Here is a 17,370-nt window from a genome sequence, read left to right as displayed (position 1 = left end):
CTTTATAAAATAATATCGCTCTGCCAAAATTATAAAATAAAGGGAGGAACGCTTGTATGAGAGAAGGATTCAAATCACTCAAAATTAAATCAAATCTTGAAGTTTCTGCTAAAATTTTTGAAATAAGACTTCAAATGGAACACAAAAAAGAGATAAAACCTGGACAATTCTTTATGATAAAAGGCTGGGAAGCAACCGACCCTTTCTTACCAAGACCTCTTAGTGTTGCAGATGTCGAAGACAATTGTTTAACTTTTTTATATGAAGTTAAAGGCCAAGGTACACATCTACTATCAAAACTTCGAGTTGAGGATACTCTTGACGTACTAGGACCTCTTGGAAATGGCTTTACCTTAGAATCAGGTAAAAAAATAGCTCTTATCTCAGGTGGAATTGGGATTGCTCCTATGTTTTATCTACTAAAAAACTTAGATGCACCAGTAGATTTTTACGCCGGTTTTAGGAGTACTGTTTATTGGATGGATAAGATAGAAAGTCGGGTTAATACATTATATGTATCAACAGAAGATGGAAGTACCGGGCATAAGGGTTTTTCTATTGATCAATTTAATCCACATAACTATGGTCTTGTCATAACTTGTGGACCAGTCCCTATGATGAAAAAAGTGCTTGAACTGTGTGAAGGCATCGTACCTGTTCAGGTTTCTATGGAAAGCAGGATGGCTTGCGGTATTGGAGCCTGTCTTGGATGTACAATAGAGACAGCTAATGGTATAAAAAGAGTTTGTAAAGAGGGTCCTGTTTTCAAGGGGAAAGAGGTCTTATTATAATGGCTGATATGGCAGTTAATATTCTAGATATTGCATTCAAAAATCCCGTCATTACCGCTTCAGGAACCTTTGGTTTTGGTAGAGAACATGCAGATTTTTTTGATCTTTCGCGTCTTGGAGGAATTAGTTCAAAAGGACTTACCTTACACAAAAAAGACGGCAATAAAGGGATCAGACTGCACGAAACAGCTTCTGGATTACTGAATTCTATTGGACTACAGAATCCTGGAGTGGATGCGTTTATCCAAGACGAACTCCCATTTATGAAAGATCAAGGTACCGTTATATTAGCCAATGTTGGTGGCGGGACTTTGGATGATTACTTAAAAGCGATTGAGAAACTAAATCAGACAAGTGTCGATATGATTGAACTGAATATTTCTTGTCCAAATGTTTCCTCTGGTGGGATGGCTTTTGGTATACGTTGCTTAGATGCAGAAAAAGTTGTTAAAGAAGTTAAAGCAATTTGTACTAAACCATTAATTGTAAAATTATCTCCTAACGCTGAAAACATTAGTCAAATGGCAGAGTCTTGTGTTAAGTCAGGAGCGGATGCCCTTTCTTTAGTGAATACATTTAGTGGAATGGCTATTGATATTTTAAAAAGAAAGCCTGTATTTAACAACACTATTGCAGGCCTTTCAGGCCCTTGTATAAAACCAATTGCACTTAGAATGGTCCATGAAGTATCAAAAGCTGTAACGGTTCCTATCATAGGGATGGGTGGAATCATGGACTATCGTGATGCAATAGAATTTATTATGGCTGGAAGTGACTTAATTCAAATTGGAAGTGGCAATTTTATAAACCCCACTTTAAGTCTAGATGTAATAGACGGAATAGAAACATTTATGAATGAACAAGGAATTAAACATTTAAATGAAATAAAAGGTTGTCTTGGAAAAGAAACTTTCTTTAATTAAGCTTTCATATCTCTATTTCGACTTTTATTAGAAAATCTGAAAACGCATAAAGCAAAAAATTAACAGCTATTCAATATAGAAACTTAACTTCTATAGATTCTTTTATTCCCATATTCTATAACCTGAGTTGATTCATACTTTTCAAAAATTTAGTGTATTGCTTATTTTGTTATTTTTTCGAAATTATCTTACTAATTTTTCGTTTTTACTTATTGTTTTATAACTCATTATTTTTCAGCTGAAAACCGTAGCTTTTTAGAGAGGCTAATCCTATGAAACATATCTATATTTTGAAAATTAGACTAGTTTGGCTATAACCACTACCTCAAGTAACGACTATTCTATAGAATTTTATAAAAGAGTTCTTGGTATACATGATATGAGCTAAGTTTTCCAACAGTCTTTCTTGCTGAACGAACAAATTTACTTATTATTTAAAACAAGAATAACCGAATTCCTTTTATTGCTGACTATTTTAGTAAAAGAAGTAAATCTCAATATATAATTTTAGTATTCATATTTTTCAGAGTCTCTATTCAACTACAACAATTCATATTACTTAACCTTATCTTTCAGGTTAGTAAAAATCTCTCTACGAAACAATCAAAGATGGGCTAAAGAAACTGAATCAAATATTTTATATTTAAAAATGAGAGGTTTAAGCATATCTGCTTTTATGATATAAATTGAATAATTTAATCTCACAGCCCCTATTTTTTATCTACTAATTATGTTCTTAATAATTTAAAAGTGTACAATTGGTTCTTAAGTCACTAAATGTTAGCATCTTTTAATTGTTATCAGAAAAACAATGAGTACTTTGGCTCTTAATAGGTTACAAATTCATCTTTTTAATTAGCGTTATTGTAGTAAGTATAACTATTTCCATAAAATTTATAGATGATATGACTGTTCGACAATCACAAAAAATAACAGGGCAGATTCTACTTTTGTAGTTTCTATCCTGTTATTTCATTATATTTTATATCTAGCTTAGTTTGATATCTTGATAGACAAAATATTTAGGCTTTATATGCTTGTTGATACAAGTTGATGATATCTTCTTTATTTCCTATTCTAGGATTAGAAAAAGCATTCCCATCTTTCAAAGCATTTTCCGCCATTTTATCAAAGTCTTCTGGTAATGCACCAAGAGATTTAATATTTGTTGGGATACCCACATCTTCAGAAATACGAATCATTGCTTCGACAGATTTATCAGCAGCTTCCATAACCGATAATCCTGCAATATTTTCACCTAGTAATTCTGCAATATCAGAAAAACGTTCTGGATTACTAATAATATTCCATTTTTCAACAGTGGGCATCAACACAGCGCAACACACTCCATGAGGAGCATCGTATTGTCCCCCCAATTGATGAGCCATTGCATGAACGTAACCTAAATCTGCATTATTGAAAGCCATCCCAGCTAAGATAGAAGCATAAGCCATATTGGTTCTTGCTTCTACGTCGTGTCCATTAGCTACGGCACGTCTTAGATATTTACTAATTAATTTTATTCCTTGAATCGCTTGGGCGTCTGTAATTGGATTTCTATTTACTGATACATAAGATTCTACACAGTGTGTTAAGGCATCCATACCTGTGGCAGCGGTTAGGGCTGTTGGGATATCCAACATCAGCAGCGGATCATTAAAAGAAACTAATGGGACGTTTCGCCAAGAAACAACAACAAATTTTAAATGAGTTTTTTCATTGGTTATAACCGTGTGTCTTGTAATTTCTGAGGCTGTTCCAGCTGTTGTATTTATAGCCATTAGCGGTGGCAAAGGATTTTCTAACGTTTCAATTCCGGCAAGGGCTGGTAGGTCATCACCATTTGATAAAACAATACCAATTCCTTTTCCACAATCATGAGCTGATCCACCACCTATCGTAATGATTGAATCACAATGATTATCGATATATGCCTTTTTACCTTCTTTAACATTTCTTATTTTCGGATTTGGTTCGACACCACTAAAAATAACGTACGCAATATCAGCTTTCAGTAAAGAACTTTCTGCTTGTTTAACTGGTCCGTTATCTAAGTCTCTTAAGAAAGTATCTGTTACAATCAATACTTTTTTCATATTCAACATTTTTGCTCTTTCTCCGACCTTTTTAACTACTCCAGGTCCAAAGAAGTTTACGTTAGGCATCATAAAATCGTAATTTTCTTCTGGCATATCTACTACTCCAATCATTTTTACTTATTAATGTGTAATTCTTTCAATTGCTCTTCAATAGCCTCTTGAGTAACGTCAGCTTGTAAAAGTGCCGCTGCAGTATAAGAGCCCTCAACAATTGGAACATCATAAATAGTGATTGATTTATCGCTAAGTTCTTTTACCATTTCCAAGTTCATTTTAGCACTACCTAAATCATAAAAAGCTAGTAGATGATCAGATGGATGATTGTTGACTAATTCAAGAATGGTATCGAAACTTGTTCCGATCTCAGTCTTGTCTACCCCACCAATCACTTCAATAGCAACATCCTTGGCAACTTCTTGAAGCAATCGCTCAACACCTTTTGCAATTTCGTAAACATGAGAGATAATAATCATTCCTGGTTTCTCCATTATTTTCCCTCCGATTCCAACATAGCCTTAAATAGTAAAGCAGACGAATAGGCACCGGGATCAATGTATCCAATGGAGCGTTCTCCTACATATGAGGCACGGCCTTTTTTAGCTTTTAATGGCTTCGTCGCTTCAACAGCCTCATCAATCACAGCACTTGTTAATTGATTGTCTTCTACTGCTTGAACAACAGGTGCCCAAACATCAATCATCGTTTTATCGCCAATTTCAGCTTTCCCACGTTTTTGAATGCTTTCTAATCCAGCTTGAAGTATTTTACTCCATGAAGAATCATCTTGCTGAAGTGTTTTTAACATCCCCATAAATGCTGAACCATATAAGGGACCTGAAGCTCCTCCAACTTTACTTAATAAAGTTGTCGTAACTAATTTTAAAAGTGCTTCAAGCGAATCAGGAGATTCTGATTCAATTGCCTGAATAACGTGAGACATGCCTCTCGACATATTATTGCCATGATCGCTATCTCCAATTGGTGTGTCCAGCTGGGTTAAATAATCTTTTTCTTGTTGGATTTTTTCATTAAATAACTCCATCCAACGAATACCTGTTTGAACATTCATCTTAGTTCGAACTCCTTTCATTCCTCTATCATTCATTCTTATTTTACCAGGCGATTGTTTTAACCGGCGCATTTAGTGCTTCAAGATAAAAATCATTTTCTAAATGAAGTAGGGTCAATGACAATCCTTGCATTTCAAGTGATGTCATAAAGTTGCCTATTTTATAAAAGTCAAGAGACCAATTGCGTTTATCCATCAGTTTTTTCACGTCATTTGTAAAGACATATTGCTCCATTAATGGTGTCCCACCAAGTCCATTAATCATTACTGCAAATTGGCCTTTTTCTTTTCCATCAAATTCTTTAACTACCTTCGTCAATAATTCGTCAGCGAGGTCATAAGAAGGTTGCAATTTTTCTCTACGGTAGCCTGGTTCTCCATGAATGCCTACTCCATATTCAATTTCATCTTCAGCTAAAGTAAAGCTTGGCTGAGCAGCACCAGGTGTTGTTACACCAGTCAGTGCAAGTCCAATAGACTTAATATTAGGCATTAAGTCGTCGGCTAATTTTTTTATTTCTTTAATCGACTTTCCTTGTTCAGCAGCGTAGCCAAGTATTTTATGAACAAATATCGTCCCTGCTACTCCACGCTTTCCTTGAGTATACAGACTATCTTCAACAGCAATATCATCATCTACAACGATATTTTCTACTGAGATATCTTCCATTTCGGCCATTTCTTGAGCCATTTCAAAATTCATAATATCGCCAGAATAGTTCTTAATGACTAAGAACACTCCTGCACCCTCATCAGCTGCCTTAATGGCTTCTAAAATCTGGTCTGGTGTTGGAGATGTAAATACCGCACCACAAACAGCAGCAGACAACATGCCTTCCCCAACGAATCCAGCATGAGCTGGTTCGTGCCCACTTCCTCCGCCAGAAATAATCGCTACTTTTCCAGCTTTTTTTGTTTTACGTTGGATGACGCCTGTTTCAGGTACTCTTTTAATTAAATCGGAATGCGCTACAATCATCCCTTCTATCATTTCATCAACAATTTTATTGGGATCATTCATAATTTTTTTCATCTAGTTTCATTCCTTTCATTCTTATTTTTAATTTATTTAACTGCCTTGCGCTTTTTGTAATCACGTCCGAGTGCATCAGCTGCAATAATAGCTTGAGCAACACTTTCAGGTGTAACTTTAAAAGGCATAGCGTGAATAGACTCTTCAGGAATACAAGCTTTTTCTGCAACTTTTAGGATATCTTCATAGTTTACTTCTTTTACATCTAAGTCTGCTAAAGAGACAGGTAAGCCAACAGATAAGCTAAAATCTAGTAATTCTTCTACTTCTTTTGTTGGTGCATCTTCAAGGATAAGTTGAACAAATGTCGTAAAGGCTACTTGCTCTCCATGGAAATAATTGTGAGGACCATCTAGAACCGTCAAGCCGTTGTAAATAGCATGTGCTGCAGCTAATCCACCTGACTCAAAACCAAGACCAGATAATAATGTATTGGCTTCAATAATATTCTCTAAAGCCGGTGTAACAACATTGTGATCACAAGCAATCTTAGCATTATAGCCACTTTCGAGAACGGTTTCATAACAAACTTTGGCTAATGTAATAGAGGCGATCGTACCTTTAGCAGGTTCAGTATCACCAGCGTAGAAGCCATTTGGCAAGCCAGCGTTTACATTTGAATTTGAGCGACGGGTTGCACGTGCTTCATAATAAGTAGCCAGTGCATCGCCCATTCCAGAGACTAAAAATCGTGTTGGTGCTTGAGCAATAACCGTTGTGTCCATTAATACAACACTAGGATTTTTAATAAAATAAGCATACTCGTCAAAGTGGTGATCTTTTGTATAAAGTACTGCAGAATGACTCGTTGGTGCATCCGTAGCTGCAATCGTTGGACAGACAATTAAATTATGACCATTGGCAACTGTTTTAGACGTATCGATTGCTTTCCCACCGCCGAGACCAACGATAACATCTGCGCCTTTTTCTTTTGCTAATTTTTTAAGACGCACGACTTCTTCACGTGTTGCTTCGCCACCAAAATCAGCTAGATGTAAAGTGATGCCAAAACGTTTTGCTGTTTGATCTAACTTATCTTGAACTCGAATGATATCATCTGGATTCCCGATAACTAAAGCTGATTCTCCTAAGGACTTAATATAAAAACCTAAATTTAATAATTCATTTTCTCCTTGAACATACTTTGCTGAACTAATAAAAGCTTTTCTCATTTCTTATTCCTCCTCATATTTTTTAAAATAAAGCCACTCTTAAAATAATGAACGGCTCCTTTTTAAATCTAAACCTAGCTTAATAAGAAAGCGGTATCATTTCAACAGACAAAAGATACTCTTTGTCCGCTTCAATTATTTTGAAGTATGACGTATAATAGAAGTGAATAGAATAGGGTAGTTAATAAGTTGTCGAAGGGGTCCCCAGTATGAACCAACAAAATACAACGAAGGAAATTATTTCTTGCTCTTTCAAAAATCTAGCTAACGGAAAAGTAATTGATAAAATATCCATAACAGATATCATGGATCAAACTGATTACCGTCGTCAAACTTTCTATGATCATTTTGATGATAAATATGATTTAATTACCTGGATATTTTCGTATGATGTCACTGATCTCATTCAATCTATTATGAAATGGGACAAATGGGAGGAAGTATTATTCCATCTAATAAACTATCTTGAAGAGAATAAAACGTATTATAAAAAAATAGTTTCAAACATAAAATTAGATTCCTTTAAAGATTATTTTATCTATTACATCAAACAAGGTATTCAAACTATTACGGATGACTACCTCCAAACACATTCTATTTCTGACAGTCACTCTACTCTAGTAAAAACAAAAATTGATTTTTGTGCCTATGGATTATCTGAAATGCTTTATCATTGGGTATTAGAAGATTGTGAGCCAAACAGTGCTGTCTATCATGAACTCCTTATCAAAGTCATTTACTTTAGAATCTAAAGGTAAGGGATACTAAGAAAAATAAAATTTTTATACAGAAGAAAGAATACTCGTTTACTATACAACCTATTTAAGGACGTGATTGCTTATGGCAGAATATATTTTAGCCATTGACCAAGGAACAACAACCACACGTGCGATTATTATCGATCGTCAAGGGAATTATATTGGTACCGCAGCTCAACATTTTGAACAACAAGTTCCACAATCTGGCTGGGTAGAACAAGACCCAACTATTATTTGGCAATCTGTTTGTGAAGTGATTCAAAAGGTAATGAATCACTCTGGTCTTTCATTCAACCAGATTAAGGCACTAGGCATAACAAATCAGCGTGAAACAACTATCGTCTGGGATCGTAAAACTGGAAAACCGATACACAACGCTATTGTTTGGAGTTCCAACCAATCACTCGCTATTATTAAACAACTTGAAAATGAAGAGATTGAAACGTACATCCATGAGAAGACTGGTTTAGTTTTGAGCCCTTATTTTTCTGCTAGTAAAATTCGTTGGATCCTCGATCAACATCCGGGTTCACAAGAACGAGCAGAACGTGGTGAGCTAGCTTTTGGGACTGTCGATAGTTGGCTTATTTGGAATCTAACCAATGGTAAGTTGCATTGTACCGACCACACAAATGCTTCAAGAACGATGTTATTTGATATTCATACGCTAGAATGGGATGACTATTTATTAAATCTTTTCAACATTCCAAAGAATCTTTTGCCAAAGGTCTTTCCTAGTTCTCATGTCTATGGCTTAACCGATAAGGCTATTTTTGACGGAGTAGCTATTCCTATTAGCGGTGTTGCTGGAAATCAACAAGCAGCATTATTTGGTCAGTTAGCTTTTCAACCAGGCCAAGTAAAAAGCACTTATGGTCAAGGAACCTTTATTGTTATGAATACGGGTTCTGAACCTAAACTTTCTAAACATAAATTACTCACTACAATCGGTTATTCCATTGATAATAAAATAACTTACGCTCTTGAGGGTTCGGCTCTTATTTCGGGTAGTGCTATTGACTGGTTGAAAGATAGCTTGCAGTTATTTGAATCAATCGAAGATTCAGAATTATTAGCTCTTAAAGCAGAAAAAAATTCTGGAATTTATGTTGTCCCAACCTTTAGAGGAATTGGTGCTCCCTATTGGGATTCAAATGCACGAGGAGCTTTTTTAGGAATCAACGAATCTACTAGTCGGCGAGAACTAGTTCGAGCAACCTTAGAATCTATCGCTTATCAAGTTAATGATATCATTGAATTAATGGAATCAGATACAGGTATTTCAGTAGATCTTCTCCATGTTGATGGTGGGGCTGCACAAAATAATCTTTTGATTCAATTTCAAGCAGATATTCTTAAAAAAACCGTTAGACGTATCGAACGTCTAGAAACAACCGGACTAGGAGCAGCGTACCTTGCTGGATTAGCTATTGGGTATTGGCGTGATCAAAGCGAGTTAACAGCTTTAGTATCTGAGAATGAGCAATTTGAACCGCATATGACTAATAAAGAACGACAAGAACGACTCCATGGTTGGCATAGTGCCGTCAAAGCTATCCGTTATTACACTAAATTAGTACATGAATCATCATTTTAAAAAAATGGATTGGATAAATAGGGAAATACAAGCAACCACAAATAAAAGAAAGAATGATTTTTAATCCTTTAGTCCTTCCTTAGAATTATTCTACTCTTATTGAATGTAGATTTCAGGGTATTAAAAGAGAAAAAGAACAACATATTATTCGTGTAATCCTTTTTCTTACTGTTTTAATTCTATTTATTATAAAAAATAAACCATTTCTTTATTGTAAACTTAAGACTATTTATGCGGATTATTTGTCTAGGAAAAGATTAAATAGAAGAATTCCACTGAATAAAAAGCACAAATTCCAGAAATAATAAAAACGCTTTTAGATAAAAAAAGCTATTTCTTCGCCGAAAATTATCGCAACTGAAATGAATTCGAATAGGCCAACTAATGACTAGTTCAAACTTCCAACAATTAAAAGTCCCAGAGCAACGCTATCTGCTGTCTTCATATTTAGCATCTTCTTTTATTCTATTTTTAGTATCCGATTTTAAAAAGTAAAAGTCTAATTATAAACATTGTTAAATTTCTCTTTTACTTCCATCTATTCGTCCAATTTTCTTCGCATAGCTTTATTAGCCCATATTCGCTATTTTGACTAGTTATAATCTTTTTCCCATTAACTATTTTTCAAAAATAAAGGGTTATATTTGTAGGTAGTTCCTTATGCTGTTACCATTACAAAAAGGAGTAAAGTCTATTTTACTATAGGCTATTGTTTATTAATCCTGGGTTGCTGTTTACTTAGAAGATCAGATGCCGAAAAATAATCAGAAATCTAGAGTAAAATGACTAAAGATAATTCATTAAAATTGCTATACTAGTATTGAAGCCAGTAATTGATTATGAATGGAGTGACTTTATGAGTAAATATGAAACACCGGATTATGATATAGTAATGAGAGAAGAGGAATTTGAAATAAGAAAATACGTCGATTTCTTTATTGTTGAGTATGAAAATAAAAATGACCCGGAAATCAAAAACGGATTCGGTTCTTTGTTTAAATATATTTCCAATGACAATGAAGATAATGAAAAAATCTCAATGACTGTACCCGTTATCCGAGAAGAAACAGGGGAAAACAAAAAAATGGCATTTGTCGTTCCAGGAAAATATAGCGACAAAATACCAAAGCCTAACAACTCATATCTAAAAACCAAAAAATTTGAAGAAGGATTATTTGGTTCGCTACGGTATCCAGGCTTTTCAAATACAGCAAAAGAATTAAAGATGAAAAATAAGCTTGATCAGTGGTTACTCGAAAAGGGATATCGAAAGCAATCAAATTTCATGGTTGCTTCTTATAATGCACCGCTTGTACCCCCTATGCTTAGAAGAAATGAAATTTTAGTTAGAATTCTAGCAGTGAAGTAAATACCTAAGAAAATAAAAACAAGTTAAGGGGATTAAGAGAGATAAAATGAGAAATATTAAAATGACCATCGAGTATGATGGTAGTCGATATTTAGGATGGCAAAAACTCGGAGATTCAGACAAGACTATTCAAGGTAAAATAGAAAACATCTTGTCTGAAATGACAAAAACGACTAGTGATATTATTGGCTCAGGTCGTACAGATGCAGGAACCCATGCTAGAGGGCAGATAGCTAATTTTAAAACGACATCTAACATGGAACTAATCGCTATGAGAGACCATCTAAATACCTATCTTCCGCGTGATATTGTCGTTAAAAAACTAGAGGAGGTTCCAGAAAGGTTCCATGCTCGCTATAATGCTACTGGAAAACAATACAGTTATTACGTCTGGAACACTCCTGTCCCTTCTGCATTTGAACGCACTTATAGCTACCATCATCCTGAACAACTTGATGTAACTAAAATGAACGAGGCTTGCAAAATACTTACCGGAACACATGATTTTATTGGTTTTTCTTCACTCAAGAAAACAAAAAAATCAACGGTAAGAACTATTAAAGAAATCACCATTCATAAAGAAGGGGATCTCTTGCATTTTACATTTATAGGCGACGGTTTCTTATATAAAATGATTAGGATTATTATGGGAACTTTATTAGAAATCGGGATTGGCAAAATGAGTCCAGAGCACATTGATACCCTTTTTGAGAGTGGAATCAGAAGTGATGCTGGGATGACCGTGCCTGCTCAAGGACTATTTTTAGATGAAGTTTTTTATTAATCCTTTTTTTTAAGCTGGTCTAACACTAAATTTATTACTAGTATTTTTTAGGAAGTCTTGCCTTTCTTTATATGGGACGTTAGCGATACACATCCCCAACTGTGCTTACAAAGTAACTATGAGACCATAACGAGCCTTTCCATAGTTCCTTTTTTGTATCTGGTAACTGTCTGAACCAGTCGCGCGCGGACGCTCCCTTTAAAGCCTTCATGACTGAGCTGATGGCTTTGTTCGGCGGGAAAGACAAAACTAAATGAACGTGGTCGTCCACGACTTCACTCTCCAGCATGGTGCTGTCGTTATTTTTGGCTATCACGTGCAGGAACGCCTTCATTGCGTGTCGGCAATCGGGTGTTGTGAATACGACTTTTCGGTATTTGGCCACCCAGGCCAACAGGCTCAAGTAATGCAGAACATCGGCAATGCCCGTTTTGTGTGGAATTAATTCTTGGGCATGTGGAACGAACAGCATGAAAACAACCCCACACTGCCCACGTTGAGCGAGTAAGACCTGAATAATCTTCTGCCCACGTTAAAGCAGGAGTCTGTCTTTTTAAAAGTGTCGGATTCCATCAGTCTCCAACACGTGTCAACGGATCTAACGGGGGCGTTCCCAGAAGCTCGGTACTTCAGTGCCGATGTAGTTCACCTACTCGTATTCACTTAACAGGCTATTTTATAAGAAAAATCAATTTATTAACAGAAAAAAATGATAGTCTGGGTTAAAGACTCTGTTGAGAAATAATAAACAGATAATCCTTTGATTTAGACCGTAACTTTATAAAAGTGTCTCTTTGACTTCTCTTTTATCTCTGTGTAAACGTTTATCTTTATACATACGTTTATCTGTATGACTTATAAATTCGTCTGCAGTCATTTTTAATGCTGGAAGGTAAGTAGCATAGCCTAAGCTAATACTTATTTTATAAGGTCTTGTTCCCGTTTCGTTAAACTCTCTCAGATTTTTTCTAAACTTATTTATCATTTCATCTTTATTCTTTTTGCTTTCTAATTTCATAATAACAACAAATTCATCTCCAGCATACCTTGATATAAAATCTCCTGATCTAAAACTATCTATTAGTATACTAGCTATATATTTTAGAACTTGATCCCCTTCTATGTGTCCATAGTTATCATTTATCTCCTTGAAGTCATTAAGATCTATCATAATCATTCTTAATAACTCATCCGGTTTCAATTCTCTTATTGAATTTTTTAAATAGAGATCCAGCTGTCTTCTGTTATAAACCCCTGTTAGGTAGTCTTCGTTTATCTCTCCATTTTGTATATTTAAAAAAATGATAAGTGCAGATATAGATATGCCTAGCCAAAGGTAAGATTTACTCGTATCGATTGTTTGTAGTATACCTGCCATCACAGGAATAACTGCAAATGTCAGTAGAGAATAATAATCTTTTTTTCTGACGTTTTTTCTTTTACTAATAATTTGTGTATATGTACCTACGCTATAAGAATAGTACAGTGCTGCATTTAACCAAAACAACTCCCCGCGCTGATATACATTATCTTCGGTTATATAAAATACTTTTTTATTATAAATACTAAGGATACACAATAAAACACTTATTATCGCCGGTATCACAACAAATAGTCTTATTTTTCTACTTCTTTTTATATCCTTATGAATAAAAAAATCAACATAAAGTGACCAAGCAATATACGGAAGTGGGTTTAATATGAAATAAATCATAGTCGTTATACTGTTTATCTCTCTAAAGAGATATCCTGTTCTATCATTAACATAATTCATAATAATATTTAATATCATTATTAGCGCTGTTGAAATAATAAGCGTTAAATATAATTTTTTATCAAGTCTCATTTTATTATGATGTGATTTAATATTCATAAAAATTACTAAAAGTATAATTAGGCCTATTATATTATTTTCTGAATACGTAAAATTTTGTTCCATTTTTATCTCCTACTTTTGCCTAGTTATCTTTAAACGCTCTCGTTAACATTACACAGATTATTCGTTTTTTATTCTTAATAACTATTTCGATTCTTATAAGCATTCAGTGGTATCGTCTCTATCTTATTTCTATAAAAAAATAATAGTAGAGGAACTAAAAAAACAACCCCTATCGAACCGTCTCTACCTACTAAAAACATAGTACAGGGGTTGTTCCTTAAAAAATAGTATACACTACTCTTAAAAAATGTTCAAAATATACTAACTAGCAGCTATTATTCTTGATAGTGATAAAGTTGATTGTTTTCTTCCGTTCAAGAAAAGACAAAGGAGTCTTAATACTTGAGTATAAATAGTATCTAAGGTAAAGTTACAGTGTAGTAAAAGAGCTAGAAAATGAGTTTATAAAGTTCATTTTATCTGAAAACAACTACAGTAAATTAAAGCAACAACTAACTTGCCCAACACCCTAGCCCAGTAGTTATAGACTATTTCTTATTCAATCTCTTGACTCTCTGACACTCCGAAACAAATCAAAAAAAACTGCCCCTTGAATCCTTTATCATTACTTTGGCTTAATTGAGCTTATTTTTACTTGAATAATAAAAATCTATCTAAATGGAGGGCATTAAAATGAAAAGAATCTTTTCAACTTTATTTATAGCTTCACTTGTATTAGTTGCAGGATGCAACACGAATGACGATACAGCAGTAATGGAAGACACAAGCTATTTGGATACTGAGGAAATGGCAAGTGTCGAGTCAGACACTGAGAAAATGACAAGTGTAGAAATAATGGGAAGTCTGCAATTATTAAAGAATGGAGAAGTTGGAGAGTATTTAGCAGATGCTGATGGAATGACACTTTATTATTTCAAAAATGATGAGCCTGGTAAAAGTAATGCTACTGGTGATGTCCTAGAAAATTGGCCAGCTTTTATTGCAGAAGATTTTGAAGTTCCAGAAGGTTTTGATGAAAACGACTTTGATACAATCAAAAGAGAAGATACTGGAGATATGCAAGTAACTTATAGGGATTATCCTCTTTACTACTTTATCAATGATAAAGCTAAAGGAGACGTTAACGGTGAGGGCGTAAATGATGTTTGGTATATTATAAATACTGACACTACTTTTGAAGGCAACGAATAAGTTAGATTTGATGTGGCTGTTTCTTTTAACTAATTTTTTTTACAAAAATATTAAAATAGATAATCGCTTTACAAAATCAATCCAACCAAATAAAACAGACTTCGATTTAAGGAAAATAAAGAATAGATGGAATAAATTAAAGAAGCTGCTCCCGAAAAATACTCGGTGGCAGTTTCTTTAATTGCCACAATCTCGCTCTTAGTTTATACCCGTATAAACAGCTCAACTACCGAGCTTTTTATACGGGTACTTGAGGTGAGTCCACCGCTTGTTAATCTAGTCAAACAGTTATTCCTAAATCCCATCATTCCAATATGTATGATGGTTGTAAAACATTTTAATATACCTATAAAGATTTAAACTATCTGATCAAAGCATGTTTTAAGCCAAGAGCACATCAAAAAAACTATTTCTGTTCCTTGATAAACTCAGCTATTTTTTCAAGGATTAACTAATTTACTTTCTATTTTAAAATATTCTATGCTTATAAAATTCCTTATCAGAATATTCATCCACCTAAAGTAACATCTTGTTTCTGGTACCAACGGAGCGCTTCAAACAATTGCTTTTCTTCGTAGTCTGGCCAATATTGATCTAAAACATAAAAATCAGAGTAAACTGATTGAATTGGCAATAATCCGCTCAACCGACGCTGGCCTCCCCAGCGTATAATCAAATCAATACGCGAAATATCTTTTGAAGCAATATGACTTGCTACATTTTCACTGACGAGAGTTTCTTTGTCTTGTAAAGCCTGGTTTAAATCCCAATCCCATCCATAGTTGACTAAGAAGTTTACTTTCATTTTTCCCTCACCAAAACGAGTTCGGGTTGTATAGGGCTTCAGCTCTTCTGGAAAAAGTTTGGAGTCTGTGTTTCCTATCACTAGCAAATCTGCATCACGCTTTTGTAGTTCTCGAACAGAATCTACGCAAGCCTTTTGGAATGCACGAGCCTGTATAGAGGGACGCTTGACATTATCCATCGTAAAGCCATAGAAGGTCATCTCTTCAACGCCTAGTTTTAAACAGGCCTCATAAAGTTCAAGTCCAGGTCCGACGCCGTGTTCGTATCCATCCTGTTTTTGCATGCCTCGAGAAGATGCCCATCGTCGATTGCCGTCGGGAATAACTCCAATATGCCTTGGTAGTCGTTTAAATGTTTTCATTTTAAGTTCCTTTCTTAAATAAGTTTAATGATTAGACTCATCTTACAAGTAAAGAAACCTTATTTCTAATGTTTACCCTCGAAATTAAGTAAAACTAATTATTTTTTTTAAAGAAGATCCATTTTAGATATCTATAAAGACTCCCATAAGGATCTACTATGACTGAAGAAATAAAAACTAGAAAAAATTCCTTTTTTGCTTTTATTTTACACTCGACATTGCCTACTATCAATTTGATTAGCACAACTACTAAATGACATTTCTAGAAAGTTGTAACTCTCCAAATCTAAAATATTATTAAATAGCCATGTAGACCGTCTGATAACATCAAATTAAGGCTTATCTGTTTCATATATATAACCGCACAATAAGCATTTCTTTAGCATAGGCGTAACCTGTTTCAACTCTTATGACTCTATCAATCTGAGATTCACTAAAGAAAGGACCGGCTAAGTAGGTTCTTACGTTTGTCTTTTCTCACTTATTATTTACTATTACTAACTGTCTACTCATAGACTCATCTATCTTTATCTTTAGTTTATATCCAACCATTTGGGAGTACCATATTTAAAAAAATCAAAATAGTAGCTGTCATTAATCAATTTTCACTTCTGCTAGTTTATTTTGGACTTTTTCTACAAATATATTGGCATCTTCAGGAGTATTTACAATATCCATGTGGTCCATATCTATGACTAAAATTGCTGATCTATCATAATGGTTGAATACCCAGTCATCATAGTCTTTCCACAAGGCGTAGTAATAATTGTATAGATTTTTATCTTGTTCAAATTCTCGTCCGCGTTTTCCGATACGATCTAAAATAGTTTCAAATGAAGCTCTCATGTATACCATAAGATCTGGCGCTTTTTGAGGAATCTCGTCAACTTCATTCATCATATTATCCAGTAATTTTTCATAAATACTAAACTCTGTATCTGAAATCCGTCCCAAATCATGGTTTATCTTTGCAAAATACCAATCCTCAAAAATAGAACGATCTATTATACTGTTTTCATGCTTGACCGCTTCTTTTATAATTTGAAAGCGACTATTTAAAAATTCCAATTGCAGTAAGAATGGGTAGCGTTTAAGCTCTTGCTCTTCTTCACTTGCTGTATAAAATAAAGGTAAAATTTCATTATCATCAACTTTTTCATAAAAGACTGTTCCTCCTAGACGCTCTCCTAATAACTTTGTTGCACTTGTTTTACCTATTCCTATCATTCCGGCTAGACAAACCATGGTCAAATCAAACTCCTCCTATAATTTCTTATTTCTATTATTAACTCTGGTCATTGTATACAATCTAATTTTCTTATAACAACTTTTTTTTACTGCTTATATAATCATTTTACTTTACTATATAACTAAATATGTATTTAACAATTTAATTCCTCTACCTATGAGAAAACTCATTCACTTCCCCTACTAGTTGACTATTAGTCTAACTAGGCTAAAAACAAAAATACACTATGTAGTGATACGATATATAATATAGCACACCATATAGTGT

General features: G+C 34.3%; 16 protein-coding genes. 7 read left to right on the top strand and 9 right to left on the bottom strand.

Annotated features, from left to right (window positions below):
* Window positions 1-56 precede the first annotated feature (56 nt).
* Together B9Y54_RS05155 and B9Y54_RS05150 are read left to right on the top strand one after the other, a co-directional pair.
* A complete protein-coding gene (locus B9Y54_RS05155) occupies window positions 57-791 on the top strand; it encodes a dihydroorotate dehydrogenase electron transfer subunit (protein ID WP_085559269.1) in 735 nt (244 codons plus the stop codon).
* Window positions 791-1,714, top strand: coding sequence for a dihydroorotate dehydrogenase (locus tag B9Y54_RS05150; protein ID WP_085559268.1), 924 nt, complete (start codon window positions 791-793; stop codon window positions 1,712-1,714). The genes B9Y54_RS05155 and B9Y54_RS05150 overlap by 1 nt, the downstream gene beginning before the upstream one ends.
* Before the next feature lie 1,022 nt (window positions 1,715-2,736).
* On the opposite strand, the gene B9Y54_RS05145 is transcribed toward B9Y54_RS05150, so the two are convergent.
* The 5 genes from B9Y54_RS05145 to B9Y54_RS05125 are packed head-to-tail and all read right to left on the bottom strand — an operon-like array spanning window position 2,737 to window position 7,087.
* Window positions 2,737-3,906, bottom strand: a complete 1,170-nt coding sequence (locus B9Y54_RS05145) for an iron-containing alcohol dehydrogenase (RefSeq protein ID WP_085560511.1) — start codon at window positions 3,904-3,906, stop codon at window positions 2,737-2,739.
* A gap of 20 nt (window positions 3,907-3,926) precedes the next feature.
* On the bottom strand, window positions 3,927-4,301 hold the full coding sequence (gene dhaM, locus B9Y54_RS05140) for a dihydroxyacetone kinase phosphoryl donor subunit DhaM (protein ID WP_085559267.1): 375 nt from the start codon (window positions 4,299-4,301) through the stop codon (window positions 3,927-3,929).
* On the bottom strand, window positions 4,301-4,882 hold the full coding sequence (dhaL, locus tag B9Y54_RS05135; protein WP_085559266.1) for a dihydroxyacetone kinase subunit DhaL: 582 nt from the start codon (window positions 4,880-4,882) through the stop codon (window positions 4,301-4,303). Before dhaL ends, dhaM begins: the two co-directional genes overlap by 1 nt.
* A gap of 43 nt (window positions 4,883-4,925) precedes the next feature.
* Window positions 4,926-5,915: a dihydroxyacetone kinase subunit DhaK gene (gene dhaK, locus B9Y54_RS05130; RefSeq protein WP_085559265.1), complete on the bottom strand. Its 990-nt coding sequence runs from the start codon at window positions 5,913-5,915 to the stop codon at window positions 4,926-4,928.
* Window positions 5,916-5,947: 32 nt separating this feature from the next.
* Window positions 5,948-7,087, bottom strand: coding sequence for a glycerol dehydrogenase (locus B9Y54_RS05125; protein WP_085559264.1), 1,140 nt, complete (start codon window positions 7,085-7,087; stop codon window positions 5,948-5,950).
* Between the two features lie 209 nt (window positions 7,088-7,296).
* Between B9Y54_RS05125 and B9Y54_RS05120 the strand changes: the two genes are divergently transcribed.
* From B9Y54_RS05120 to truA, 4 genes are all read left to right on the top strand, one after another.
* Window positions 7,297-7,839, top strand: coding sequence for a TetR/AcrR family transcriptional regulator C-terminal domain-containing protein (locus tag B9Y54_RS05120; RefSeq protein ID WP_085559263.1), 543 nt, complete (start codon window positions 7,297-7,299; stop codon window positions 7,837-7,839).
* 88 nt (window positions 7,840-7,927) lie between these two features.
* Window positions 7,928-9,442: a glycerol kinase GlpK gene (gene glpK, locus B9Y54_RS05115; protein ID WP_085559262.1), complete on the top strand. Its 1,515-nt coding sequence runs from the start codon at window positions 7,928-7,930 to the stop codon at window positions 9,440-9,442.
* Between the two features lie 856 nt (window positions 9,443-10,298).
* A complete protein-coding gene (locus B9Y54_RS05110) occupies window positions 10,299-10,811 on the top strand; it encodes an SOUL family heme-binding protein (RefSeq protein ID WP_085559261.1) in 513 nt (170 codons plus the stop codon).
* 46 nt (window positions 10,812-10,857) lie between these two features.
* Window positions 10,858-11,595 carry a tRNA pseudouridine(38-40) synthase TruA gene (truA, locus tag B9Y54_RS05105; RefSeq protein ID WP_085559260.1) on the top strand — a complete coding sequence of 246 codons (738 nt, stop codon included), beginning with the start codon at window positions 10,858-10,860 and terminating at the stop codon, window positions 11,593-11,595.
* A 79-nt stretch (window positions 11,596-11,674) separates the two neighbouring features.
* On the opposite strand, the gene tnpA is transcribed toward truA, so the two are convergent.
* Window positions 11,675-12,067 carry an IS200/IS605 family transposase gene (gene tnpA, locus B9Y54_RS05100; protein ID WP_085559259.1) on the bottom strand — a complete coding sequence of 131 codons (393 nt, stop codon included), beginning with the start codon at window positions 12,065-12,067 and terminating at the stop codon, window positions 11,675-11,677.
* Between the two features lie 306 nt (window positions 12,068-12,373).
* Window positions 12,374-13,534: a GGDEF domain-containing protein gene (locus B9Y54_RS05095; protein ID WP_085559258.1), complete on the bottom strand. Its 1,161-nt coding sequence runs from the start codon at window positions 13,532-13,534 to the stop codon at window positions 12,374-12,376.
* A gap of 633 nt (window positions 13,535-14,167) precedes the next feature.
* Here B9Y54_RS05095 and B9Y54_RS05090 point away from each other — a divergent pair.
* Window positions 14,168-14,686, top strand: a complete 519-nt coding sequence (locus B9Y54_RS05090; RefSeq protein ID WP_177173712.1) for a COG4315 family predicted lipoprotein — start codon at window positions 14,168-14,170, stop codon at window positions 14,684-14,686.
* Window positions 14,687-15,194: 508 nt separating this feature from the next.
* Here B9Y54_RS05090 and uppS read toward each other — a convergent pair.
* Together uppS and B9Y54_RS05080 are read right to left on the bottom strand one after the other, a co-directional pair.
* Entirely contained in the window at window positions 15,195-15,854 is a 660-nt protein-coding gene (gene uppS, locus B9Y54_RS05085) for a polyprenyl diphosphate synthase (RefSeq protein ID WP_085559257.1), read from the bottom strand.
* A 594-nt stretch (window positions 15,855-16,448) separates the two neighbouring features.
* Window positions 16,449-17,099 carry a deoxynucleoside kinase gene (locus tag B9Y54_RS05080; RefSeq protein WP_338061316.1) on the bottom strand — a complete coding sequence of 217 codons (651 nt, stop codon included), beginning with the start codon at window positions 17,097-17,099 and terminating at the stop codon, window positions 16,449-16,451.
* Between the last annotated feature and the right edge of the window lie 271 nt (window positions 17,100-17,370).

The sequence above is a fragment of the Carnobacterium iners genome (assembly GCF_900177385.1).
Taxonomy (GTDB): domain Bacteria; phylum Bacillota; class Bacilli; order Lactobacillales; family Carnobacteriaceae; genus Carnobacterium_A; species Carnobacterium_A iners.
The sequence above is the reverse complement of the archived record's forward strand: the minus strand, read 5'-3'. Positions and strand labels throughout refer to the sequence as shown.